The 23796-nt window shown below is 73.5% G+C and carries 22 protein-coding genes and 1 pseudogene; 12 read left to right on the top strand and 11 right to left on the bottom strand.

Translation table 11 applies throughout. From position 1 onward, the window contains the following. Positions 1 to 79: 79 nt before the first annotated feature. Positions 80 to 262 carry a hypothetical protein gene (locus tag ACZ6JT_RS00785; protein ID WP_376620362.1) on the bottom strand — a complete coding sequence of 61 codons (183 nt, stop codon included), beginning with the start codon at positions 260 to 262 and terminating at the stop codon, positions 80 to 82. Positions 263 to 1439: 1177 nt separating this feature from the next. On the opposite strand from ACZ6JT_RS00785, the gene ACZ6JT_RS00790 reads away from it, so the two are divergent. Then, positions 1440 to 1646, top strand: coding sequence for a hypothetical protein (locus ACZ6JT_RS00790; protein ID WP_469205775.1), 207 nt, complete (start codon positions 1440 to 1442; stop codon positions 1644 to 1646). A gap of 160 nt (positions 1647 to 1806) precedes the next feature. Here the strand turns inward: ACZ6JT_RS00790 and ACZ6JT_RS00795 are convergent. Further along, a pseudogene (locus tag ACZ6JT_RS00795) lies at positions 1807 to 2370 on the bottom strand (transposase); the annotation flags it as partial. Between the two features lie 42 nt (positions 2371 to 2412). Here ACZ6JT_RS00795 and ACZ6JT_RS00800 point away from each other — a divergent pair. Next, complete coding sequence (locus ACZ6JT_RS00800) at positions 2413 to 2628, top strand: hypothetical protein (protein WP_469205777.1); 216 nt, start codon at positions 2413 to 2415, stop codon at positions 2626 to 2628. A 521-nt stretch (positions 2629 to 3149) separates the two neighbouring features. On the opposite strand, the gene ACZ6JT_RS00805 is transcribed toward ACZ6JT_RS00800, so the two are convergent. Continuing rightward, on the bottom strand, positions 3150 to 3344 hold the full coding sequence (locus tag ACZ6JT_RS00805) for a hypothetical protein (RefSeq protein WP_469205779.1): 195 nt from the start codon (positions 3342 to 3344) through the stop codon (positions 3150 to 3152). Positions 3345 to 3626: 282 nt separating this feature from the next. Between ACZ6JT_RS00805 and ACZ6JT_RS00810 the strand changes: the two genes are divergently transcribed. Beyond that, positions 3627 to 4058 carry a GNAT family N-acetyltransferase gene (locus ACZ6JT_RS00810; RefSeq protein ID WP_469205781.1) on the top strand — a complete coding sequence of 144 codons (432 nt, stop codon included), beginning with the start codon at positions 3627 to 3629 and terminating at the stop codon, positions 4056 to 4058. 130 nt (positions 4059 to 4188) lie between these two features. Further along, positions 4189 to 4917 carry a hypothetical protein gene (locus ACZ6JT_RS00815; RefSeq protein ID WP_469205783.1) on the top strand — a complete coding sequence of 243 codons (729 nt, stop codon included), beginning with the start codon at positions 4189 to 4191 and terminating at the stop codon, positions 4915 to 4917. 14 nt (positions 4918 to 4931) lie between these two features. Here ACZ6JT_RS00815 and ACZ6JT_RS00820 read toward each other — a convergent pair whose 3' ends face one another. Next, a complete protein-coding gene (locus ACZ6JT_RS00820) occupies positions 4932 to 5606 on the bottom strand; it encodes a lysophospholipid acyltransferase family protein (protein ID WP_469205785.1) in 675 nt (224 codons plus the stop codon). Between the two features lie 232 nt (positions 5607 to 5838). Here ACZ6JT_RS00820 and ACZ6JT_RS00825 point away from each other — a divergent pair, with 232 nt between their 5' ends. Next, positions 5839 to 9540, top strand: a complete 3702-nt coding sequence (locus ACZ6JT_RS00825) for a D-alanyl-D-alanine carboxypeptidase family protein (RefSeq protein WP_469205787.1) — start codon at positions 5839 to 5841, stop codon at positions 9538 to 9540. 85 nt (positions 9541 to 9625) lie between these two features. Here ACZ6JT_RS00825 and ACZ6JT_RS00830 read toward each other — a convergent pair whose 3' ends face one another. Further along, positions 9626 to 10435, bottom strand: coding sequence for a hypothetical protein (locus ACZ6JT_RS00830; RefSeq protein WP_469205789.1), 810 nt, complete (start codon positions 10433 to 10435; stop codon positions 9626 to 9628). Next, complete coding sequence (locus ACZ6JT_RS00835; RefSeq protein ID WP_469205791.1) at positions 10435 to 11721, bottom strand: VWA domain-containing protein; 1287 nt, start codon at positions 11719 to 11721, stop codon at positions 10435 to 10437. Before ACZ6JT_RS00835 ends, ACZ6JT_RS00830 begins: the two co-directional genes overlap by 1 nt. A 171-nt stretch (positions 11722 to 11892) precedes the next feature. Between ACZ6JT_RS00835 and ACZ6JT_RS00840 the strand changes: the two genes are divergently transcribed. After that, positions 11893 to 12258 carry a DUF6204 family protein gene (locus ACZ6JT_RS00840; protein WP_469205793.1) on the top strand — a complete coding sequence of 122 codons (366 nt, stop codon included), beginning with the start codon at positions 11893 to 11895 and terminating at the stop codon, positions 12256 to 12258. 60 nt (positions 12259 to 12318) lie between these two features. Here the strand turns inward: ACZ6JT_RS00840 and ACZ6JT_RS00845 are convergent, their stop codons facing one another. Next, positions 12319 to 13974: an FAD-dependent monooxygenase gene (locus tag ACZ6JT_RS00845; protein WP_469205795.1), complete on the bottom strand. Its 1656-nt coding sequence runs from the start codon at positions 13972 to 13974 to the stop codon at positions 12319 to 12321. A gap of 75 nt (positions 13975 to 14049) precedes the next feature. Next, a complete protein-coding gene (locus tag ACZ6JT_RS00850; RefSeq protein ID WP_405435421.1) occupies positions 14050 to 14460 on the bottom strand; it encodes an organic hydroperoxide resistance protein in 411 nt (136 codons plus the stop codon). A gap of 128 nt (positions 14461 to 14588) precedes the next feature. On the opposite strand from ACZ6JT_RS00850, the gene ACZ6JT_RS00855 reads away from it, so the two are divergent. Then, a complete protein-coding gene (locus tag ACZ6JT_RS00855; RefSeq protein WP_469205798.1) occupies positions 14589 to 15074 on the top strand; it encodes a MarR family winged helix-turn-helix transcriptional regulator in 486 nt (161 codons plus the stop codon). 48 nt (positions 15075 to 15122) lie between these two features. Further along, on the top strand, positions 15123 to 16157 hold the full coding sequence (locus ACZ6JT_RS00860; RefSeq protein WP_469205800.1) for a PHP domain-containing protein: 1035 nt from the start codon (positions 15123 to 15125) through the stop codon (positions 16155 to 16157). A 132-nt stretch (positions 16158 to 16289) separates the two neighbouring features. On the opposite strand, the gene ACZ6JT_RS00865 is transcribed toward ACZ6JT_RS00860, so the two are convergent. Continuing rightward, on the bottom strand, positions 16290 to 17243 hold the full coding sequence (locus tag ACZ6JT_RS00865; protein ID WP_469205802.1) for a UbiA family prenyltransferase: 954 nt from the start codon (positions 17241 to 17243) through the stop codon (positions 16290 to 16292). Positions 17244 to 17319: 76 nt separating this feature from the next. Between ACZ6JT_RS00865 and ACZ6JT_RS00870 the strand changes: the two genes are divergently transcribed. The 3 genes from ACZ6JT_RS00870 to ACZ6JT_RS00880 are packed head-to-tail and all read left to right on the top strand — an operon-like array spanning position 17320 to position 20018. After that, positions 17320 to 18378, top strand: a complete 1059-nt coding sequence (locus tag ACZ6JT_RS00870) for a type III polyketide synthase (protein WP_469205803.1) — start codon at positions 17320 to 17322, stop codon at positions 18376 to 18378. 39 nt (positions 18379 to 18417) lie between these two features. After that, a complete protein-coding gene (locus ACZ6JT_RS00875; RefSeq protein WP_469205805.1) occupies positions 18418 to 18993 on the top strand; it encodes an isoprenylcysteine carboxyl methyltransferase family protein in 576 nt (191 codons plus the stop codon). Continuing rightward, positions 18990 to 20018, top strand: a complete 1029-nt coding sequence (locus ACZ6JT_RS00880) for an NAD(P)/FAD-dependent oxidoreductase (protein WP_469205807.1) — start codon at positions 18990 to 18992, stop codon at positions 20016 to 20018. Before ACZ6JT_RS00875 ends, ACZ6JT_RS00880 begins: the two co-directional genes overlap by 4 nt. Before the next feature lie 81 nt (positions 20019 to 20099). On the opposite strand, the gene ACZ6JT_RS00885 is transcribed toward ACZ6JT_RS00880, so the two are convergent. Continuing rightward, positions 20100 to 21143 (bottom strand): hypothetical protein, encoded by a 1044-nt coding sequence (locus tag ACZ6JT_RS00885; protein WP_469205809.1) that lies wholly within the window; start codon positions 21141 to 21143, stop codon positions 20100 to 20102. A gap of 184 nt (positions 21144 to 21327) precedes the next feature. On the opposite strand from ACZ6JT_RS00885, the gene ACZ6JT_RS00890 reads away from it, so the two are divergent. Further along, positions 21328 to 22959, top strand: coding sequence for a carboxylesterase/lipase family protein (locus tag ACZ6JT_RS00890; protein ID WP_469205811.1), 1632 nt, complete (start codon positions 21328 to 21330; stop codon positions 22957 to 22959). Here ACZ6JT_RS00890 and ACZ6JT_RS00895 read toward each other — a convergent pair. After that, positions 22943 to 23677: a hypothetical protein gene (locus tag ACZ6JT_RS00895; protein ID WP_469205813.1), complete on the bottom strand. Its 735-nt coding sequence runs from the start codon at positions 23675 to 23677 to the stop codon at positions 22943 to 22945. The two genes, ACZ6JT_RS00890 and ACZ6JT_RS00895, sit on opposite strands and share 17 nt — an antisense overlap. Positions 23678 to 23796 lie beyond the last annotated feature (119 nt).

Consider the following 23796-nt stretch of genomic DNA (forward strand, 5'->3'; position numbering starts at 1 on the left):
GGATGCTCGCAGGGAAGACTGCTGCCGGGCCGCGCATTCATCGGTCCGACACGCTCCGGTCCCGGCAGGACCACGGGCGCTAGGCGGCCGGAACCACCGAGGCCCTTATGGCTGCGGCCCACTCCTGCAGCAGGGCGGCGTGCCGGATCCGCTCCGCGTCGGAGAGGCGGCCCTCGGCGCGGGCGAAGAGGCAGCGGATGTCGGCGTTGATCTCGGCGAGGGAACGTTCGGCTGCGGGGTGGTCGTCAGGGGTGGGGCTCACGTGATCAAGAGTAGTCGCGGGGTGTGACAGCCGTGCACCATGTCCGTCATCCGGACGCGCCTCATTCCCCGATCCGGGCGGGCCGAAACTGGAGGCGGCGACCCAATGCTGTTGCTTTAGCTGGGCCTGTTCGAACCTGCACCACCGAATGCGAGCCCCGGCGCTCAGTTCGCTGCTGAGTAGCAAGGTTACCGGCCGAAACGGTTACCGCATTCTGGGAACGTCTGCGGGCTGCTGCCCTGAGGAATGTGGGCGAGAAGTAGGAACAGCGGTGCGCTCGTATCGCGCGATGGCAGCCTGAAGCGGTGGCCTGGTCACGCACTCGCGGGTGGCGGGCAGGCCATGTCGGCCGGATGGTGGTCGGCACGGCGGCGACCCGGACGCAGGCCGAATATTTTACCGTGCCCCCCTTCTTCGCCGAGGGCGCAAGCACCGGGGCTCCCACCGCAGCACAGGTCGCAGACCGTTTCCATCTCTGGCGCAACCTCGGCGAAGCCGCCGAGCGATGCATCTCACGCCATCGAGCCTGTCTGCGAGCCCCATTCACGGTCCCCGGCTCCGAGGGCGTCACCACGCCACCGGCTCCTGAAGCAGGCGCGTCGCCTTGGCCGACGGGGCACCGGTTCGCCGACCGAACCCGCGAGAAACACGCCATTGTCCACGGAATACTCGGCGACGGTCACAGCCGTCGGGCGGTCGCCCGCGAACTCCGGATGACCTACCGAACCGTTCAGCGCCTGGCCGACGTGTCAACCCCGGAAGAGCTCTTCCAGGGACACTGGCAGAACCGCAGAACGAAACTCGACGACTTCAAGCCGTACTTGCACGAGCGGTGGGCCGGGGGCTGCACGAAGGCGTGGACCCTCTGGAAGGAGATCCAGAGCCACGGATAAGCAGGTGGTTATGGCGCCGTCCGCGCTTACCTTCGTCCCTTCCGTGACACCGTGCCGGATGGACGGCCGCCGTCGCCCAGGACTGTGGCCGGGTGGATCCTCACCCACCCGGACACCCTTGCGGAGAAGGAGCGATTGAAGCTGTAGTCCGTCCTGGCCGGGTGTCCCGAGTGACTGACATCGGCGCGTCAGGGTGAGCTGTCCCGGGCGATCCGCATGCCGTCGGGCAGGGGTGGGAATAGCCCGGGTACTCAGTCCACAGAGAGAGCAATCCTGGGGGGAACATGACGGGTGACCGTCACGACGCGGCCGGCCCGGCTCGCCGCGTCCGGCGCGAGAAGATGACGGCTTGGTGGGGCCGCAATGCGCTGTGGGTCACCATAGGCGGCTTTTTGCTGATGGTGGCGGTGTGCTTCCTGATTGCGCTCACCAACGAACCCGGCAGTGGCAGGCCGTGCCCGCCCGCCAAGGTCTGTGGTTTCGTCCGTTGAGCTTGCCGAACCGGCCAAGCGAACCCGACCAGCTTGCCCGGCCCCTCCGTGACCTCGTGTCCCGGCCCAACGAGCACGTCCTCCCGTATCGGGCGGGACACCGCTCCGACTGGCTCAAGTACCGCGTGAAGCAGGTTCGAGCGAGTACTTACTTGGCTTGTCAGGGTGACGCTGGGGTGCCGAGGGTCACGCCGGTGCCGGCTATGAAGCCGTCGAGGGTGTCGGGTCGGTACTGCAGGCGTTTGAGCCTGTTGCGTACGAGGGCCTCGAGCCGATCGAGGGCCATGACCGCGAGGTTGGCCAGGCTGCGTTTGACGTGTGCCCAGACCCACTCCACAGGGCTGAGGTCGGGCAAGTAGGCGGGAAGCAGGAACACCTTCAGCCAGGCTCGCTCGGCAATCAACTCGCACATGGCGTGGGAGACGTGTGTGTTCAGACGGTCCCAGACCAGCACGATCGGCGCCTTTACGAGCTGGTGGACGCCGTCGATCAGTGCGATGAAGTCGCGCTCGCCCATCCTGCAGCGGGTGCCTTTGCCCGCAGGGTGGTTGCGCGGGCGGTGGCACAGCGGGTGCGTGAGCCGGGCCGCATGGCGAGGAGCCGGCCACCGACAGGCGTCCCGAGCGGCGGCCACTCACCGTCACGACCGGGGTGCGGCCACGCCGACCCCAGCTGCGTCCTTTGGGCGGACGGCGGGTGAAGCCCGCCTCGTCCTCGAAGCAGAGGGCCGCGCCGGAGGAACCGCGATCATTCTGTGGATTCAGCGATGTCAAGCCGTGTGCTTGTGCATCACGTCGAGGTAGTGCCGATCGCGGTGCGGAACGTGGTGGTCCCAGCCGGGCAGGCTGAAGGCAGCGCAGACCTCGGCGGGCTGGGTGAGGATGCTCGACTGCTCGCCGAAGGTGAGGACGGGGTTGACCTCGTGGTGGCAGGCCGCGGTGTCGAGGCCGCAGCTCTCAGCGAATTCCTCGGTTCCCTATGAACTCACCCGGATGAGACCCGTAGCCGGTAACCCCCCGTAACGGATCACAAAACCTGTGCCAGAACCAGGACCCGGCGGTTCCGCCGCCGGTAGACGGGCCGTCGAAGGTTTTGCCGTTGCTGGGCGAGTCGGGGACATCGAACCTGGGTGCCGTCCAGGGCCAGGAGTCGTAGCCCGCCGCCACCAGGCCCCCGGCGGCGATTCGGTCACCAGTGGGTCGGCCACTTCTCTGAAAATTGGTTCGAGAACTTATTAGCCCAGGTGGGATGTGCTTCTCGGCAGAGCGATGATCTATTGACTCTGCTCAGCGCACGGCTGGCGGGAAGCTCTTGGTCAGCAGCCGCATGACCTCCTCGTGTGGTTCCGGGCGAAGAGACACAGGGCGAGAACGAAGTAGAGGACGAGCCGGCGCGGGCAGGAGCCGTCGTCGTCGCTCTTGCCGTTCCTGCTTGGCAATCACTGCGCCGATCAGGTCCGGTGTGACACGTCTGTGAAGATGCCCAGCCTGGCCTGCGTCGCTGTCAGGCGGCCGGCCCGGTGCGGAGCCGCCGCGCGTCCCGAACGAGCGCGTACGAAGCGCTGAGGAAGATCACGGCTCCAGCCACGAGCCAGAGAACCGAGGCCCCAGAGCGGTACTCGCGAACGGCAAGAGCCAGCAGCATCACGCTGGCAAGGACGCCGAAGGACGAGATCAGAGCGCTGATGCGGTTAGTCACACGGACATCATCAACGACAACTTCGGCCAGCGGAAGTGATCCAAACGAACCGGCCTAGGGTCGGTGGCTCCGCAGCCATGGCGAGCTCGCGGTGCCCCGCACGGGGTGGCTGGCCATCACGGGCGACTGCGTTCCGGACGTGCTTCGGGGGTGGTGCCGGTGGCCACTGGCCGACTCGTTCGACGAACCGAGCGTCGGGGCTCGCATTCGGTGGTGCAGGTTCGAACAGGCTCAGCTAAAGCAACAGCACTGGCCGACAAGCCGCCCCCTTACGCTGGCCCCATGAAGATCATCGACCTGGAGCCGGGGGACCCGCGGCTCACCGCCGACCTGCTGCCCGTGCTGCGCGAGCTCCGCCCCCACCTCACCGAGGAGCTCTTCCTCGGGATCCTCGCGGAGGGGCACGGCCAGGGGCTCCGCTTCACGGCCGCGTACGACGCGGACGGCGTGTGCGTGGGCGCGGCCGGCTGGCGGCTCGTGGCCACCACCGCCCTGGTCCGCAAACTCTACGTCGACGATCTGGTCACCGCCGCCACCGCCCGTTCCACCGGGGTGGGGCACGCGCTGCTCGCGCACCTGGAGGAGCACGCGGTGGCCGCCGGCTGCACCGCCCTCACGCTCGACTCCGGCACCCAGCGCACCGACGCGCACCGCTTCTACTTCCGCGAGCGGATGGCCGTGACGGCCTTCAGCTTCGAGAAGCCGCTCGGCTAGCGGGCCGGGGAGCCCTTGCAGGCGGCCGTGACCGAACCGTCGCCGCCCCGAGGCCGGATCGGGCTCGTCGGCCGCTCAGGGGGTTGCTAGTTTCCTGCGGAAGCCGACCGACTCCGGGGGAACCGATCTCATGTCCGCATCCCGAGGCCCCCGCAGGGGCCTGTCCGCCGCGGCCGTGGCCGCCGTTCTGCTGGCGGGTTCCACGGGGTGCGAGGACAAGGACGCCGCGGACCCGGCGGCCTCTGTCTCAGCCTCGGCTTCGGCTTCGGCTTCCGCCCAGGTGTCGGCGTCGGCCTCGGAGTCGGCGGCCGCGCCCGCGGCCGCGGGCGCGGGCGGTTCGGCCTCCCCGGCCGGCTCCTCCTCCGAGCCGTCGGCCCCGGCCACGGCCCGGGCGGCGACGCCGCCTCCCGCACCGACCCGGCTGACCGTCGCGGTCGACACCCGGGGCGGCCGGCTGGCCCTCGTACGCGGCGGCGTCGCGCAGGAGTTCACCGTCACCCTGCGGAACGGGAACTCCGCCGAGTACCGACATCTGCTGGTCGCCTTCCAGATGGAATCCCTCGTCGGCGAACCCGGGGACCAGCCGGGCAGCGGGCCGGGGTTCCTGCTCGAACGCCTCGACCAGGCCACGGGCACGTGGCGTCCGGCCGACTTCCGCATCGCCAACGACGTCAAGCCTCTGTCCCTGTACACGGGCGGCGCCCCGCTCGCCCGCGAGGCCGTGCGCGTCGAGCGCTACCGGCTGCGCGCGACCGCCGGCGGGCCGACGGGGAGCAGCCCGGTGGTGGTGTCCTTCGTCGACACGGACGCCGACCGGGAGGTGGCCGCCCACGTCGTCCTCGCGCACGCGACCCGCTAGGAGGGCCGGGAGGACTAGGAGGACTGGTACGAGGCTCCCGCGCACGCTTCGCCGGCTGCGAGCGCGGCGGTCCGCCAGGCGGCGGTGACGGCCCGTCGGGCCCGGTCCGTCGCCTCCGGCACCCGGTCGGGCAGGTGCAGCGGGGAGCCGATGTGGACGTGCAGGCAGGGTCGGCGCAGGGGGGCGGTGACGACTCCGGCGAGCTGCTTGGCGCTGCTGCCGGAGCACAGACGACGGGCGCCCGCCTGGCCGACGGGTACGACGGGGGCTCCCGTCGCGGCGGCGAGCCGGGCCAGGCCGCTGCGGAAGGGGCCCGGGGCCGACTCCGCCGCGTCGCGGCGCGACGGCAGGCCGCCTTCGCCGTAGAGCAGCACGCTGCGGCCCGATGCGAGGGCGACGGCGGCGGCGTCCAGGGAGTCGGCGGCGCGGGCGGTGCCGCGGTGGACCGCGATGTGGCCCTCGCGCCGGAGCGCGGAGCCGAGGAGGGGTACGCGCCACAGGCCGCCGGTGGCCAGGATCACCGGCTCGATCCCGTACCGGCGCAGCGCGGCGACGACGACGGCCGGATCGGCGAGGGAGGTGTGGTTGGCGACGAGGATGCTGGGCGCGGCGGGCCGCGGGCCCGGGTCGGCGGTGACGGTCAGCCTCCCGAAGGCGGGGACGAGGGCGGCTGCGATTCGGCTGAGCATGGACGGCCCGTTCCGGTGCGGTGGTTGTGGTGGTTGTGGTGGTGCGGTCCATCGTGGACCGGTGGGGTGGCGCGGTCATGAGTAGCCGTACTCAATCGAATATGACCGAACTGTCACAGGATCGAGCGCGCGGAACGGGCGGGGGCACCGCGCACATCTAGCAGTGCGGCGGGGCTCCTCGGGGCCCCGCCGCACGGTATCGGAACGGTGTGAACAGCAAGGCGGGGCAGGGATGAAGGCGGTAACGGTGGCGGGCGGGTCCTCGGACGAACCGGAGATCGAGCGGGGGACCGCCGTCCCGGAGGCGGGGCCTGATGTCGCCCCCGACGTCAGGGACGACCCCATGCGGCCCCCCACCCCCACCCCCGCCCCCCGTGCACAACCCGAAGCCGAAGCAACAGCCCGGCCCACGCCCGAAGCCGAGGTCGGAGCCGGGACCGAGGCCGAGGCCCGGGCCGGGGCCGAGGCCGAGGCCCGGGCCGGGGCCGAGGCCGAGGCCGGGGCCGAGGCCGAGGCCGGGGCATCGAGCGAAGCCAAGGTGACCGGGACCGGGGCAGGGAGCGGCGCGGAGCCCGGGGCGCAAGCCGAGGGCAAGGCGAAGACCGAGGTCGAGCGCGTGGCCGAAACCAACGCCGGGGCGGAGGGCGAGGCCGGGGCGGAGGCGGAGGCCGAAGCCGGGGCCGGCACGAGGGCAGGGGCCCAGCGCATGGCCGAGGCGAAAGACGGGGTCGAGCCGGATGCAACGACTGGCGCCGGGGCCCGGGCGGAGGCTGGGCCGCAGGCCAGGACCCGGTTCCCGGAGGCGGTCGAGGCCGAGCGGGGGGCCGACAGGGTGGACGACGGCGCAACCGAGCGGCGCTCAGCCCTCGCAACACGCGCAGCAGGCGGTCGGGACCTTCAGACAGCACGCGAGGCAGCCGAGGCTACGGCCGGCCCGAAGGGCGACCTTGGCGGCGCAGCCGCACCTGGGCGCGAAGCCAACGCCGGCATCGACGATGTGGCCGAGCCCAAGGTCAAGGCCAGAGCAGGAACAGAGGCCACGGCCGACGGCGCACCCGCAGCCGCGCCTGCGGTCAAGCCCGTTGCCGAAGCCGAGGCAGGGCCGGAGGCCGCGGCTGGCCGTGCCGGGGCAACCGGGCCCGCGAAGCAGGCTGCACCCGAAGCCGACACCAACGGCGAGGCCGGGTCCGGAACGGACGAAGCCGGAGCGAAGGGCGAGTCTGCCGGCGCAGCCGCAGCTGGGCCGGCAGCCCAGACCGCACTCGAAGCGAAGGCCACCGCAGCCAAGGCTGAGGCGCAAGGCGACACGAAGGCAGGACCGGGGACCACTGCCGACCGCGCAGGCGCAACCGCACCCGGAGCCAAGGCCAACACCAAAGCCCAGGCTGAGGCCCAAGGCGACGCGAAGACAGGACCGGAGACCACTGCCGACCGCACCGCGGCGGATGAGCCCGCGAGCCAGGCCGCACCCGCGACCAACAGTGTGGTCAAGGCCGTTGCCGAAGCCAGAGCTGAGGCCGAAGGCGAACCACAGGCAGGGCCGAAGGCCACGGCCGGCCGGGCAGGCGCAACCGCGCCCGCGAACCAGGCCGCGTCCGAAGTCAGCCGTGTGGTCAAGCCCGTAGCCGAAACCAAGGCTGAGGCCGAAGGCGAGGCACAGGCAGAGCCGAAGGCCACGGCCGGCCGCCCAGGCGCAACGACGCCCGCGAACCAGGCCGCGTCCGAAGTCAGCCGTGTGGTCAAGCCCGTAGCCGAAACCAAGCCTGAGGCCGAAGGCGAAGCACAGGCAGGGCCGAAGGGCACGGCCGGCCGCCCAGGCGCAACCACACGCGGAGCCAAGGCGAACACCAAAGCCCAGGCTGAGGCGCAAGGCGACGGCGACGCGAAGGCGGGACCGGAGACCACTGCCGGCCGCGCAGGCGCGGATCAGCCCGCGAACCCGACCGCACCCGAAGCCAAGGCTGAGGCCCAAGCCGACGCGAACGCAGGACCGGAGACCACCGCCTGCCGCACAGGCGCAACCGCACCCGGAGCCAAGGCTGAGGTGCAAGGCGACGCGAAGGCGGGACCGGAGACCACTGCCGGCCGCGCAGGCGCGGATCAGCCCGCGAACCCGACCGCACCCGAAGCCAAGGCTGCGGCCCAAGCCGACGCGAACGCAGGGCCGAAGGCCACGGCTGGCCGGGCAGGCGCAACCGCGCCCGACGCCAAGGCCAACACCACAGCCCAGGCTGAGGCCGAAGGCGGAGCACCGGCAGGGCTGGAGGGTGCGGCCGGGCGGGCGGGCGGAGCCTCGTCCGCGAGGCAGGGCGGGCCCGAAGCCGGGGCCGAAGGCGGAGCACGGGGAGGGGCGGCGGCTGCGGCCGGCCGGGGTCGGGCGACCGCGTCCGCGTCCGCGAGGCAGGCCGCAGCCGAGGCCGAGGTCAGCGCCGAAGCCCAGGCGGAGGGCGAAGGCGCGGCGGACGAGACTCAACTTCTCGTCGTGCCCAGGCCTCCACAGGGCGACGGCGCGCCGAAGGTGCCTTCCTGGGCGCGTCAGGGCGAGGCGGAGGCGGACTCCGAGCGGACGAGCCGGTTCGTGGCGCTCAAGCCGCTCGACGTCGCCCCGCCCGCCGCGCCTGAGCCGGAGGCGCGCGCCCCGCTGCCCCCGCTGGATCTGCCGGCCGGGCTCACCAACACCGCTCCCCCGCCGGAGACCCCGCGCCGGACCGCCGTGCGCCGCGTCAAGGTGTGGACCCCGGTCCTGCTCCTCCTCGCCGGCGCCTACATCGGCGCGCAGATGCTGCGCCCGCTGCCCGCCCCGCAGATGGTCTCCGCCGAGACCGACCGCACCGTCGACGGGCAGTTCTCCATCCCCTGGCCCGGCAAGGGCCAGGGGGCCGTTCGCGTCGTCGGCTCCGGTGACCTCGGCACCTTCGGCGAGCAGAAGCCCGTCCCGACGGCCAGCGTCGCCAAGGTGATGACGGCGTACGTGATCCTCCAGGGGCACCCGTTGCGCCTGGCCGACCCCGGTCCCGACATCACGGTCGACGCGAAGACGGTCGCGGACGGCAAGGCCGAACACGAGTCCCGGATCGTGGGACTCACCGCCGGCCAGAAGTTCAGCCAGCAGGACATGCTGAAGATGCTCATGATCCCCTCGGGCAACAACGTGGCCCGGATGCTGGCCCGTTGGGACACCGGAACCGACTCCGAGGCCGCGTTCGTCGCGAAGATGAACGCCGCCGCCAAGGAACTCGGGATGACCAACACCACGTACACGGACCCCAGCGGTCTGGACGCGGGCACCGTCAGCACCGCCGCGGACCAGCTCAAGCTCGCCGAGGCCGTCATGAAGGACGAGGTCTTCCGCTCGATCGTCGCGCGGCCGAACGACACCATCAAGGGGCTCTCCACGCCGCTCGACAACAACAACGACCTGCTCAACAGCAGCATCCGCGGCATCAAGACCGGCTCCAGCACACCCGCCGGCGGGGCCCTGATGTGGGCGGCGTACAAGACGGTCGACAACAAGGACCAGTTGATCCTCGGCACGTTGATGGACCAGCACGTGGACGGCCCCGACCTGAACGCCGCGAACAGCCTCATCCTCGTGCAGGACAACAGCAAGAAGATCATCGAAGCGGTGAGGGGCGCCCTGGCCTCGGCCCCGGTCATCCGCAAGGGCCAGCCAGTGGGGTACCTGGACGACGGGCTCGGCGGCCGGATGCCGCTCGTGGCCACCAAGGACCTGAACGTGATCGGCGTACCGGGCCAGCAGCTGAAGCTGTCGCTCGTGCCCGGCACCTCGCCGCTGCCGCACACCGCGAAGGCCGGCACCGAGGTCGCGACGCTGACCGTCGGTGAAGGTGACGGGGCCAGGAGCGTGCCGGTGGCCGTCGAGAAGGACCTGGCCGAGCCCTCGTTCGGCACGCGCATGACCCGTATGCGCTAGAACAGTCGGTGACGGCCGGTCATGGCCGGTACAGGCAGAGGCGGTCGCGGCCCGAGGGCCGCGACCGCCTCTGCCGTGCGGTGGGTCAGGCGCCGTGCGGCACCCGCGACGGCCGGCCCGAGCCGCGCGTCAGCGAGTACCCGAACATGCCCGCGGCGGCCGCGAGCACCCCGCCCATGGCGGTCCAGATCCAGCGGTCCGACCACCAGCCGCCCGACCAGCCGTCCTCCGGCTCGCGCAGGGACGCGGTCACCGTGCCGGGGACCAGCGGCGTGGAGAGGGCGCCGTCCACGGCGTGGACGCCTCCGGTCTCCTTGACCTCGGCCTCGACGGCCGCGCGCACCGGCAGGCCCAGGTCCTCCTCCGGCAGGTTCACGACCGTGAGGCGGACGTAGTAGCTGCCGGGCAGCGGGTCGTTGGCCCACTGCTCGGCGTCGGCGCGGACCGTGCGCAGGGTGCAGGACAGTTCGACGGACGCGGCTTCCTTCGCCGCGGCCGCGCTCTGCGTGCCGTAGGTGCAGGCCTGCCTGCGGCGCAGTCCGTCGTACACGTCGAGCTGCCAGGTCGAGGCGCCGTGCCGGGTCGCCGCCGCGGGCAGGGTGACCGCGGCCTTCACCGTGGCGCGCTGCTGCGCGTCGAGCGGCAGCACCCAGTACAGGTAGTCACCGGCGGACGCTTCGGCCGTGGCCTTCTGGCCCGGCCGGAACGCCGCGGCGGTACGGAAGCCGGTGCCCGCCTCGGTCGGGGCGGAGTCGGCCTTGCCCTTGCCGGGGGTGGTGGTGGAAGGGCTCGCCGACGGCGTGTCCGCGACCGCCGTGCCCACGGCCGTCCCCGCCACCGCGAGGGCGGCGGCTCCGGCGAGCAGGGCGGCGGTCAGTGTGCGTACGGTACGCATCAGTTGGTCCTCCAGACGGAAATGCGCCAGCGCGAGATCCATCCCCACACGAGACCGGCCAGCAGTCCGGTGAGCGCCAGTACGGCAAGCAGCCACCAGCCGCGGCCGAGGCCGAAGGCGGCCACGTCGGAGGCGCCGTCGGGGCCGTCCACCAGGTCGATGGTCAGCTCGACGGGCATGCCCGGGGTGGTCTTGACGGACGCGGGAGCGGAGAAGGAGTTGCTGACCTGGATGCACACGGTCTCCGCCGCCGGCTTCCCGTCACCGTCACCGTCCTCGTCGTCGTCGATCTCGGCCTTCGGGTATCTGAGTCCGGTCGAGATGACGTCGGTGCGTCCGTCGCCCGCCTCCGAGCCGCGCACGATCTCGCGTCCGTGGACGGTCGTGGCGCGCAGCAGGACCCCGTAGTCCTTGTTGACGGCGCGGTCGGCGCCGATGCTCACCGAGGCGCGCAGCTCCTGGCCCGGGAGGACGTCCACCCGGTACCAGCGGTGCTCGCCGAAGGTCTCGCGGTCGCTGTAGAGGCCGGCCTTCAGCTGCGGGGCGCCCTCGCACTGCTTGGCGCCCTCGGTCGCCACCGGGTTGACGACCGGGTCGGCGGCCCGGTCGACGAGTTGGCGCACTCTGCTGGAGAGTTCCGCCTTGTGCTGGACCGAGGTGTACGTACCGCCGGTGGCCTCGGCGATGCAGGTCAGCTGGGCCCGGGTCTTCGCGTCGGGTACCAGGCCGAGGGTGTCGATGACCAGGTGGATGCCCTTGGCGGCGATCTCGCGCGCCACTTCGCAGGGGTCGAGCGGGGCGCAGGTGTCCTCGCCGTCGGTGATGAGCACGATCCGCTTGGTGGCGTTGCCGCCTTCGAGGTCCTGGGCCGCGCCCTGGAGGGCCGGTCCGATCGGGGTCCAGCCGGTCGGGGCGAGGGTCGCCACGGCGGTCTTGGCCTCGGTCCGGTCGAGCGGCCCGACCGGGTAGAGCTGCTTGGTGTCCTTGCAGCCGAGCGCCCTGTCCTCGCCGGGATAGGTCGCGCCCAGGGTCCGTATGCCGAGTTGCACCTCGGCGGGTACGGCGTCGATGACCTCGTTGAAGGCCTGCTTCGCCGCGGCCATCCGGGACTGGCCGTCGATGTCGGTCGCCCGCATGGAGCCGCTGACGTCGAGGACGAGATCGACCTTGGGAGGTTCCTTGGCCGTCGGTCCGTCGGCGGCGGTGGCGCTCGCCGGGAAGAGCCCGACGGCCAGGGCGGCGAACAGGCCGCACGCCCCGGCCGCAAGCCGTTTTCTAGTGATCATCGCCGGATCGTATTGAGGATCGTCCGGCAATCCAAAACCGGGTCCCCGTGGTGGCTTTCGGGGTGTGGGCGGCTTTCCGCCGGGTGCCACGGCGGTGGACGGGGTCGGCGGACGGGCGGACCGGCGGATATCCGGGTGCATGGGACGGAGCGCCCGTTCTAGTCTGCCGGGATGAGTACCCGTACCTTCCGTATCACCGTCCGCGGCTCTTTCGACGCTCTGACTGACGGTCAGCGGGCCGAGCTGCTCGCGGCCGCGCCCGAGCACGACATGCTGCGTGCGGAGTTCACCGCCGAGGGGCACCTGACGTACGACCTCGCGGCCCGGCCCTTCTTCACCTTCCGCTTCCTGGACTCGGGCGAGGCGGAGGCGGACATCCTCGACGCGACGGCCCGTGCGGAGCTGGCGGCGGAGAGCTGGCTGACCGAGCGCGGTTACGGCTTCAAGCAGTTGAAGTCGCAGGCACAGGATCTCTCGCAGGCGCCGCTGGGCAAGCGCGGGCGCCGTGAGGTGGCCCGCGCCGACGGCCGGGACTGACGACAAGGCCTGATCCCTGACCGCCGGGGCTGCCGGGCTCGCCGGGCGGGCCCTCGTCGGTCAGGCCTCGCCGTTCGCGGCGAAGACGGCCCCGAGGTGGGCGGCCAGTGACCGCGGGGCGGGCGGGGTGAGGCGGGCGCCGAGGTAGCCGTCCGGGCGGATCACGAAGGCCGTCGGCTGGTCGACCGCGTAGATACGGGCGAACTCGCCGCGGGAGTCCTTGTACACCGGCAGCGGGGCCGCACCGGCCTCGCCGTCGGGCCGGGCACCGGCCGGGGCGTCGGCCGGGAGCACCACGCAGGTCTCCACCCGGCCCCCGGAGGACTCCCGTGCCGTCCGGACGAGTGCGTCGAGGCCGGGCCCGGTCCCGTACAGCAGCAGGAGGTGCTCGCGCTCCCGCAGGAGGTCGTGGAGCCGCAGCGGGTAGGCGGGGATCTCGCCGGTGAGCCCGCCGCAGTCCGGTGCGCGGTCGCCCGGCCGGGGCCCCCGGCCCTCTCCGGGCGCATCCACGACGGGACTTCCCCGGTAGCCGACGAGGAGTTGGGCCTCGCGCAGCATCAAGGTCTCCGGGTCGTCCGGGTCGGCCTCGAATCCCTGCACGGCGTGCCGCACGGTGCGGCCGACGACTTCCTCGCCGACGGGCCGACGCTCGGCGTCGTAGCTGGCGAGGAGGGCGGGGTGGGCCGCGCCGCGGACGGCGAGGGCGAGTTTCCAGGCCAGGTTCCAAGCGTCCTGGATACCGGTGTTCATGCCCTGGGCGCCGGTGGGCGGGTGGATGTGGGCCGCGTCCCCGGCGACGAAGACCCGGCCGTCCCCGTAGCGGTCCACGATCCGGTGGCTGATGCGGAACACCGAGGCCCAGCGGATGTCGGAGGCGGTGGTCGGCTGGGGTGACAGCCGGTCCAGGACGGCCTGGACGTCCGCCAGTCCGGGGGCCCGGCTGCGCTGCAGGCCGTGGGTGACGCCGTCGGCGGCGTCCTCGGCCTGCCGCGCGGTGGAGAGTTCGGGTGGCACCATCATCGACATCCGGTACCGGCCGGGGCCGGGCAGCGGGATGCACACCAGCAGGTCGTCGACGGCGCCGTCGCGGTCGCGGTGCACGGAGCGCACGCCGAACCCGCGCGGTACGTCCCAGTCGACCCGTACGTCGGCGAGCATGTACTCCTCGGGGAAGGCGCCGCCCTCGTAGCTGAGCCCGAGCCCCTTTCGGACGATGCTGTGCGCGCCGTCGCAGCCCACCAGGAACCGGGTGCGCACCTCTTCCTCGGCGCCGGACGGGGTGTGCAGCCGGCAGGTCACGCCGTCGGCGTCCTGCCGGAACGACACCAGCTCGGTGCCGCGTTCGACGGCGGTGCCGAAGCGGGCCAGGAACTCGTCGAGGATGCGCTCGGTCTCGTACTGTGGCAGCGCCGCGAACCCGTAGGGCACTTCGGGCGGCAGGGCGAGGTCGATGCGCAGCTGCTCGACGCCGTTGACGTACAGGTACTGGCCGCGCATCGGGACGGCCGCTTCCAGGGCCGTGCGGACCAGTCCCATGCGGTCCCAGATCTCCAGGGTGCGCGGCTGGATGCCCACGGCCTTGGCGAACGGCAGCCGGGCGGGCAGCCGGTCCACGATCCGGCAGGAGACTGCGCGCCTGCGGAGCTCGGCCGCGGCGGTGAGTCCGACCGGGCCGGCGCCGACGACGAGGACGTCCGTTGCACAGGTGCGTGGCACTGGTGCCTCCCGGCGTGCGGCCCCCCGGGGGATCGTGCCCCTCCATGGTGGCCGCGCGCCGGGTGTCCGGCATCTTTACTCGATCACGAGGTCGACGTCGATGTTGCCGCGGGTGGCGCGGGAGTAGGGGCAGACCTCGTGCGCCTGCTTCACCAGGAGGGCGCCCGTCTCGCCGGCCAGGGACTCGGGGAGCTCGACGCGCAGGGTGACGGCCAGGCCGAAGCCGGCGCCGTCCTTGCCGATGGAGACCTCCGCGGTGACCGAGACCTCGCTGGTGTCGGCCTTGGCCTGGCGGCCGACGAGGCCGAGCGCGCTGGCGAAGCAGGCGGCGTAGCCGGCCGCGAAGAGCTGCTCGGGGTTGGTGCCCTGCCCGTTGCCGCCGAGCGCCGGGGGCATGGCGAGGGCGAGGTCGATCTGGCCGTCGGAGCTGACGGTGCGGCCCTCGCGGCCGTTGGCGGTGGCGACTGCGGTGTAGAGCGCGTCCATGAGAGTTCCTCTCGCAGAAATGAACCGTGGCGGCGGCCGGTGGTCGGCCGCGCTCCACCAGTAGAGCACGCAATTGAGTTGTGCGCAATTAAATGCCGCCCAAGCCCGGTCCGGGTACACTTGCCGTCATGACCGAGCAGCCGACCGCGACCCACCCCGACCAGGACTTCCTGCGCCTGGACGGCCAGATCTGCTTCGCGCTGAACGCGGCGAGCCGTGCCTTCGGCGGCCTCTACCGCGTCGTCCTCAAGGACCTGGGGCTCACCTACCCCCAGTACCTGGTGATGCTGGTGCTCTGGGAGCACGGCGAGCTGCCGGTCAAGGAGATCGGGCAGCACCTCCGGCTGGACTCGGGCACGCTGTCCCCGCTGCTCAAGCGGCTGGAGACGGCCGGACTGGTCCGCCGCGAGCGCAGCACCGAGGACGAGCGCTCCGTCCACGCCCACCTCACCGACGAGGGCGCCGCGCTGCGCGTGCGCGCCGCGGAGGTGCCCCGGCGGATCGCGGCGGCGACCGGCTTCGAGCTCGCCGAGATCCTCGACCTCCAGACCCGCCTGAACCGGCTCACCACCGCCCTCGACGCGGCCGTGCCGCGGGAGGCAGGAGAGGCGTAGCCGCCTCCCACGCCGGACACTGGGTCCGGGAAGGGCAGGAGGTGCGCGATGGAACCGGTGGCGGCACTGGACCGGATCGCCTTCCTGCTCGAGCGCGCGCAGGCCCCCACCTACCGGGTACGGGCCTTCCGCACGGCGTCCGCGGCACTCGCCCGGATGGGCGAGCGGGAGGTGGCCGAGCGGGTCGCGGCGGGCTCCCTCGAGGCCGTCAAGGGCATCGGCCCCAAGACGGCCCAGGTCGTACGGGAAGCACTCGACGGGGCGGTGCCCGCGTACCTGCAGACCCTGGAGGACGAGGCAGCCGCGCTCCCCGAGGGACCGCAGGCCACGCCGGCCGCCACCGCGCTGCGGGCGGCGCTCCGCGGGGACTGCCACCTGCACTCGGACTGGTCGGACGGCGGCAGTCCGATCGAGGCGATGGGCCGGGCGGCGGCCTCGCTGGGCCACGACTGGGCCGTACTGACCGACCACTCACCGCGGCTGACCGTCGCCCGGGGGCTCTCCCCCGAGCGGCTGCGCGAGCAGCTGGAGGTGGTGGCCGAGCTCAACGACACGTGGGCGCCCTTCCGGCTGCTCACCGGGATCGAGTGCGACATCCTCGACGGCGGGGCGCTGGACCAGGAGCCGGAGCTGCTGGAGCGGCTCGACCTCGTCGTCGGCTCGGTGCACTCGAAGCTGCGGATGGACGCGCCGTCGATGACGCGGCGGCTGCTGGCCGCCGTGCGCAATCCGCTGATGGACGTACTGGGCCACTGCACGGGGCGGCTGGTCACCGGCCGCACCCGGCCGGAGTCGCAGTTCGACGCCGAGGCCGTCTTCGCGGCCTGCGCGGAGGCCGGTACCGCGGTGGAGATCAACAGCCGGCCCGAGCGCCTGGACCCGCCCCGCCGGCTGCTGCGCCTGGCCGTGGCGGCCGGCACCTTCTTCGCGATCGACACCGACGCGCACGCCCCGGGGCAACTGGACTGGCAGATCCTCGGCTGCGAACGAGCCGCGGAGTGCGGCGTCCCGGCCGAGCGGATCGTCAACACCTGGACCGCGGACCAGCTCCTGAGCTGGACCGACACGCGGCGCGCGCCCTGAGATGACCGGGGGGCCGGGGCGGCGAGCTCGAAGGCTGGGCAGGTCGTGCTGTCGGAGGGCGACGAGTCGCGTCGGGTTCGGGGCCGTGTGTTCGCACATTCAGCCGAGTTCGTCGGGGGGAAGGGCGGCGGCTCAGGAAGGGCGGAGTTCGGCGAGCAGCAGGGCCACATCGGCTGCGGCCACCGCCATCGTGGTCAGGAACGGGAGTCTTCCGGCGGGCCGGCGGGCGGCGAGGAGCAGCGCGGCCGCCGTCGCGGCCAGCAGCCCCCAGCCGTACGCCGTCACCGGCCCCGGCGGTCCCGCGATCAGGGCGGCCGTCGAGCCGAGGACGAGCAGGGCGGCCAGCGCGGCCGAGCGCCGTACGCCGAGTCGCTGGGGCAGTCCCACCACGCCGGTGGCCAGGTCGTCCTCGATGTCGGGCAGCACGTTGGCGAAGTGCGCGCCCGCGCCGAGCAGGGCCGCGGCGGCCGTGAGCCAGGGCGGCGGCCAGGGCGCGCCCGGCAGACCGAGGGTGACGAAGGCGGGCAGCAGGCCGAAGGCCAGGGCGTACGGGGCCCAGGAGGCGGCCGTGCTCTTCAGCCGCAGGTTGTAGGCCCAGGCGGCCGCGACGCCGACGAGGTGCACGGCGCCGGCGAGGAGTCCGCCGGCCAGCGACAGGGGGACGCAGAGCAGCAGGGCCAGGGCCGCCGCCCGGGTCACGGCGGCGGCCGACACCGTACCGGCGACGAGGGGTTTGTCCCGTCGGCCGGTGGCCAGGTCGCGCCGCAGGTCGGCGCGGTCGTTGCACCAGCCCACCGACAGCTGTCCGGCCGCCACCGCACCCACGGTGACGGCCGCCCCGGGCAGCCCCCGGCCCGCGGCGGCCGCGAGGGCGGCGCTGAAGAGGGTGACGGCCGCCGCGGGCAGCGGGTGGCACGCCGCGAGCAGGCCGGTCACGGTCCTTGTGGGCGCGGCCGGGAGGTCGGCCCCGGTGGGCGCGTCGGCCTCGGCGGGCGCCGTCGTCTCGGCGAGCGCTGTCGTCTCCTCGGGCGGGGTCGTGTCGGCGGGGGTGGTCGTCTCGGGGGTCTGCGGGGTTCGCGCGGGCACGGCGACACGGTATGCGGCGCCGCGCCCGGTTCTCCTGATTCATAACGTTGTGTCAGTTGTTTCCTATGGTGAATCAATGACACGTGTTCTGGCAGTGCGCAGCGTGTTCCCGCCCCATCTCCATCCCCAGGCCGAGATCACCGAGGCGCTCGCCCGCTTCATGCCGTCCGGCTCCGACACCGCCCTGCTGCGCCGGGTCCACGCCTCGGTGCGCGTGGAGCGCCGCCATCTCGCGCTCCCCCTGGAGCGGTACGGGCCGGCGAACGACTTCGGCACGACGAACGCCCTGTTCCTCGAGACGGCCCTGGAACTCGGCGCCCGCGCCCTCGAACTCACCCTCGCCGACGCCGGCCTCGCGCCCGGCGAGCTCGACCTGGTCATGTCGACCACGGTGACCGGGCTCGCGACGCCGTCCCTGGAGGCCCGGCTCGCCACCCGCGCCGGGCTGCGGCCCGACGTGCGGCGGGTACCGCTCTTCGGCCTCGGTTGCGCGGCCGGCGCGGCCGGGGTCGGCCATCTCCACGACCATCTGACGGGCCGCTCCGGCCACGCGGCCCTGCTGCTGTCCACCGAGCTGTGTTCGCTCACCCTCCAGTCCACGGACACCTCGATGGCGAACCTGGTGGCCGGAGCCCTCTTCGGCGACGGCGCGGGCGCCCTGCTGGCGGTCGGCCGCGAGCATCCGCTGCACGCCACCGGTGCCGGGCCCGAGGTGGTGGCCGCCCGCAGCCGGCTCTATCCGGGCACCGAGCACCTCCTCGGCTGGGACATCGGCCACTGGGGGATGCGCATGGTGCTCGGCCGTGAACTCCCCGACCTGGTCAGACTGCACGTGGCCGAGGAGGTCGAGACCTTCCTCGCCGCCCACGACCTCAAGCCCGCGGACGTCGACGCGTGGATCTGCCATCCCGGCGGCCCGAAGATCCTCGACGCGCTCTCGGACGCGCTCGCACTGCCGGAGCAGGCCTTCGCCGCGAGCCGGCGTTCGCTCGCGGCCGTGGGCAACCTCTCCTCCGCCTCGGTCCTGCACATCCTGGACGGCGTCCAGAGCGCGGGGCCGCCGCCCGGATCGGTCGGCCTGATGCTCGGCTTCGGCCCGGGCTTCGCCTCCGAACTCGTCCTCCTCCGCTGGTGACCCGACGAACGCGATGGACCCGGTGACCTCATGAGCTCCTTGCCCTCTCTCCCTTCCTCCCTCGGCCCCTACCTGCTGCTCGTCGGCCTCGTCGTCGCCGAACGCCTCGCCGAGCTGATCACGGCCCGCCGCCACACCGCCTGGAGCCTGGCCCGGGGCGGACGCGAGTACGGCCGCGGCCATTACCCGGCCATGGTCGCCCTGCACACCGCGCTGCTGGTGGGCTGCGTGGTGGAACCCTGGGCGGCCGGCCGGCCGTTCGTCCCGCTGCTCGGCTGGTCGGCCCTCGCCGTCGTCGTGGCCGCGCAGGGCCTGCGCTGGTGGTGCATCGCCACCCTCGGGCGGCGCTGGAACACCCGGGTGGTCGTCGTCCCCGGTCTGCCGCTGGTGGAGCGGGGGCCGTACCGGCTGCTGCGCCATCCCAACTACGTGGCGGTGGTCGCCGAGGGGATCGCGCTCCCGCTCGTGCACTCGGCCTGGCTGACCGCGCTCGGCTTCACCGTGCTCAACCTGCTCCTGCTGCGCGTCCGGATCGGCTGTGAGGACGCCGCCCTGACCGACGGCGGCCGGCTGCGCGCTCCCGCCTCCGTCCCGTCCGCGGGCGCCAGGCCGTGATCGACCTGCTGATCGCGGGCGGTGGTCCGGCCGGGCTGGCCACCGCCATCCACGGCGCCCTGGCCGGCCTGGAGGTGGTGGTCGTGGAGCCGCGGCCCACGCCCATCGACAAGGCCTGCGGCGAGGGCCTGATGCCGGGCGGCGTGCGCCGGCTGCTGGAGCTGGGCGTTCCTGTGGCCGGGCAGCCGTTCCACGGCATCCGGTACCTCGACGGCGTGAACGGCCGGCAGGCGGAGGGTCGCTTCCGGTCCGGCCCGGGCCTCGGTGCCCGGCGGACGGTGCTGCAGGCCGCACTGGCCGAACGGGCCGCGCAGCTCGGCGTACGGGTGATCCGGCAGCGCGTCGACCAGGTGTGCCAGGACGTCGACCGCATCAGCGCGGCCGGCCTCACCGCCCGCTACCTCGTGGCCGCCGACGGCCTGCACTCCCCCGTCCGGCGGGGGCTCGGCCTCTCGGCGCCGGCCGCGCCGCGCAGGCCGGCCCGCTACGGGCTGCGCCGCCACTACCAGGTCGCTCCGTGGAGCGACCTCGTCGAGGTGCACTGGTCGGCGCGGTGCGAGGCCTACGTCACCCCGCTGGGACCCGACCGGGTCGGCGTGGCCGTACTGACCACCGAACAGGCGCCGTTCGACGTACAGCTCGCCCGCTTCCCGCTGCTGGCGGAGCGGCTGGGCGCGGCCGCGGCCGGTACGCCGGTGCGCGGGGCCGGGCCGCTGCGCCAGGGGGCCCGCGTACGGGTGGCCGGGCGCGTACTGTTCGTGGGGGACGCGGCGGGGTACGTCGACGCACTGACCGGCGAGGGCCTCACCCTGGCCGTGACGGCGGCGGGCGAACTGGTGCGCTGTGTGCGGGAGGGCCGGCCGCAGGCGTATGAGCAGGCCTGGCGGGACCTGTCGCGCGGCTACCGCGCCCTCACCGCCTCCCTGCTGTGGGCCCGTCACCAGCCGCGGCTGGCCCCGCGGATCGTCCCGTTGGCCGCCCGGCTCCCGCGCGTGTTCACAGGGGCGGTGAACCTGCTCGCATGACACGGCACGCACGACGCCGCACGCATGACACGGCACCCCGCGCACGGGGCGCGGGGTGCCGGTCGGGCGCAGGGCCGCAGGTCAGGCCGAATTTTCCTGACGGTTCCTCAGGGCCAGTCCGGCGAGGACCGCGCCGGCCGCCGCGCACAGCACGACGGCGACGCCCGCCCAGGCCAGGGTGGAGCCCACGGCGCCGGCCAGCGGGTCGAAGCCGGCCGATCCGCCGAGGACGTGCAGGGCCACCACGCCGGTGCCCGTGACCGCGCCGGCCCGCCACACTCCGGGGGTGTCCCGGAGCGCCACGAGTGCGCCGACTCCCAGGCAGAGCACCGCGACGAGGAGGGGCAGGAAGTCGGCGGGGGCCGCGGACGGCAGGGCCGTCAGGTCGTTCGGCAGGTGCAGGGCGCCGCTGACCAGCAGGGCGAGCGCCACGGGCCAGCGCAGCACGTGCCGCAGGGCCGGGGCGCCGGCCGGTGCGGCGACGGGCGCGGCGCGCCGGCGCGGGTCCTGCTGCCGAACCGGGTGCCGCTCCCGCTGCCGGGCCTGCTGCCGGTCCTGGTACGGCGCGTCGTACAGCTCCGTGTACGGCAGCTCGTACGGCTCCTCCAACCGCTCGTCGTAGGGCTCCTCTTCGGGCTCGTGGAGGCGCTCCTCGTCGTCCTGCTCGGAGGGCCCGGCCCGGCGCTGCCGGTCCGCCGCGCCGGCCTCGTCCTTCCCGAGGATGGTGACCAGCAGGGCCACGTCCTCGATGGACCGTCCGACGGCGGCGGCGCGCAGCGTGATGTCCGCTTCGACGACTTCGTGCGGCGACTCGCCCAGGAGGGCGACCATCCGTTGTACGTCCTCCACGGGCCGGGTCACGGCGGCCGTGCGCAGCGCGTCGCGCCCGGCGTCGGGCAGCCGGCCGTCGCCCTCCTTGAGGAGGCTCACCAGGGCGGTGACCTCCTCCAGGGGACGGCAGGTGGCCGCCGCGTCCAGCAGGGTCCGCATGCGCTGCGTGTGCGCGTCCGGTGCGTCCGGTGCGTCCGGTGCCTCCGGTGCCTCCGGTGCGTCCGGTGCGGTGGAGTCGGGGGCCCCGCGGCGGTCTTCGTGGGGCGTCGTCGCGAGGGTGATGGGGTCATTCATGGAAAGCTCCGTTCGCCGACGCGCGGGTCTACACATCGCGCGCCGGTCATCGTGCGTCATGGGAAGCGCACGCTTTGTTACATTGAGTGCCAGTTCTGCTCACTGCGCCATTCGGGGCGGGCAAACGGGGGTCTCCGCGCCGGCTCGCCGGCCCCTCCGGGTCGCACGGGGAAAGGTCGTCGGCGTGCCCGACATTCGCCAGGTCCGGCGCCGGTGGGCGCTGCTGCTGCCGGTGGTGTTGCTCCTCCTGGGCGCCGCGGCCCCGCCGGAGCGGCCCGCCCGCGACCCGGAACCCGTCGTGAGCACCGACCGGGGGGCCGTACGCGGCCGGGCGCACGGCGCGTACGACACCTTCGAGGGCATCCCCTTCGCCGCTCCGCCGACCGGCGCCCGGCGCTGGCGGCTGCCCGAGCCGGCCCCCGCCTGGGAGGGCGTGCGCGATGCCGGGGCGCCCGGCGCGCGCTGTGTGCAGCTGCCCGTGCTCGAGCCGGGCGGGCCGGTCGGCTCCGAGGACTGCCTGTACCTGAACGTCACCGCCCCGGCGGGCGGCCGGGATGCCGGCGGCCGGCTCCGGCCCGTCATGGTCTGGTTCCACGGCGGCGGCTTCTTCAGCGGCGCGGGCGACACCTACCACCCCGACCGGCTGGCCGGGCGGGGCGGGGCCGTGGTGGTGACCGTCAACTACCGGCTGGGCGTCTTCGGCCTGTTCGCCCATCCGGAGCTCGGCGGGGCCCCCGACTTCGCCCTGGCGGACCAGCGGGCGGCGCTGCGCTGGGTACGGGCGAACGCGGAGCGCTTCGGCGCGGACCCGCGCGCCGTCACCGTCTTCGGGGAGTCGGCGGGGGCGCTCGGCGTCTGCGCGCACCTCACCTCCCCGGCTTCCGCGGGACTCTTCCACCGGGCGATCGTGCAGAGCGGGTCGTGCTCGACCACGGTGCCTCCCCGGGCGCTGCTGCCCGGCCTCGGCAGGTACGAGCCCTTCGTGCCCGAGCGGCGCACGGTCGAGGAGGGCGTCGCCGCGGCGGCCCGACTCGGCTGCGGCCGGCCCGCCGGCGTCCTGGACTGCCTGCGCCGCCTGGACACCGGCGCCCTCGCGACAGCCGACCTGATGCAGCGCTTCTCCCTGGTCTCCTACGGCAACGACACGCTGCCGCTGGAGCCCCGGCGGGCGCTGGAGGCGGGGCGGTTCCACCGGGTGCCGGTGATGCAGGGCGTCACGCAGGACGAGGCGCGCCTCTTCCTCGCGCAAACCCTCGCCGTGTACCCGATCCGCGACCAGGCCGCGTACCGGGCCCGGCTGGAGCAGTCCTTCGGTGCCGCGGCCGCCGACGCCGTGGAGGCCCGCTATCCGGTGACGGCCCACCCGTCTCCGGCCGTCGCGTGGGCCACCGTGCTGACGGACGCGTCGTTCGTCTGCCCGGCGTTGCGGGACGGCTCGGCGCTGGCCCGGCACGTGCCGACGTACGAGTACCGGTTCAGCGACCGCGGGGCGCCCCATTTCACCGGCCTGCCGGAGGCGCCGGGGCTGCCGTTCGGCGCGGCCCACGGTTTCGAACTGCCCTACCTGTTCACGATGGCTCCGCTGAGCGACCCGCAGCGGCGGCTCGCGGACCGGATGACCGGTTACTGGACCGCATTCGCCCGCACGGGCGTTCCGGCGGCGCCGGGGGCCCCGGAATGGCCGCGCCACCGGTCGGCGGCGGCCGTGCTGTCCCTGGCGCCGGGCGCGGGCGGGATCCGTACGGTGGACGCGCGGGCGGCACACCACTGCGCGCTCTGGGACGCGCGGTGGCCGGGGGTCACCACGTCTGGGTGATGACGTCGTAGTCGTGGGCGCGGAGGGTGAGGGTGCCGGTGTCGCCGTAGACCTGGCGCCGCCATGCGGTGAAGACGTCGGCGATGCGGCGGGCGTCCTCGGCGGCGCCCTTGCCCACCTGGCGGGTGGTGAAGGTGATGCGCGCCTCGCCGACCGAGCTGACCTTGCGGACGCGGGTTTCCGTGAGGCGGATGTCGCTGTCCTGGTCGGTGCGGCGCTTGTCGTAGTACGCGTTGAAGTCCCGGGTCATGTCGAACCAGTCGGCCGGGCCGCAGGGACCGCCGCCGTTGCCCATCTCGCCGTCGGTGGGCGGGCCCGCGTATCCGCCGCTCTCCTGGTCGGTCGGCGGACCGGCCGGAGCGCCCGTGTCCTCGTCCGTGGGCGGACCCGCAGGAGCACCCGTGTCCTCGTCGGTCGGCGGACCCGCAGGAGCACCCGTGTCCTCGTCGGTCGGCGGACCCGCAGGAGCACTCGTGTCCTCGTCGGTCGGCGGACCGGCGGGGGCACCCGTGTCCTCGTCGGTCGGCGGACCCGCGGGAGCACCCGTGTCCTCGTCGGTCGGCGGACCGGCGGGGCCGCAATCGGCCGGCGCGAGCGTGGGGACGCCGGCGGGCGGCGCCGCCTGCCCCGCCCTGGTGGTCCCGCACCCCACCAGCACGGCACACAGGAGCCCCGCCACCACCACGCGTCCCGTCACGGACCTCACTGCGATCGTCATGACCATCCCCCTCCCCCTTTGGCCATCAAGAGGTGATCCGGACGGTCCCGGTTCCACCCCGCGCTCACCTGATCCCCCGAGCCGGGCGAGGACGAAGGACTCCCCGACGTGCGCACGCG

It is taken from the genome of Streptomyces sp. NPDC046308 (assembly GCF_055588065.1).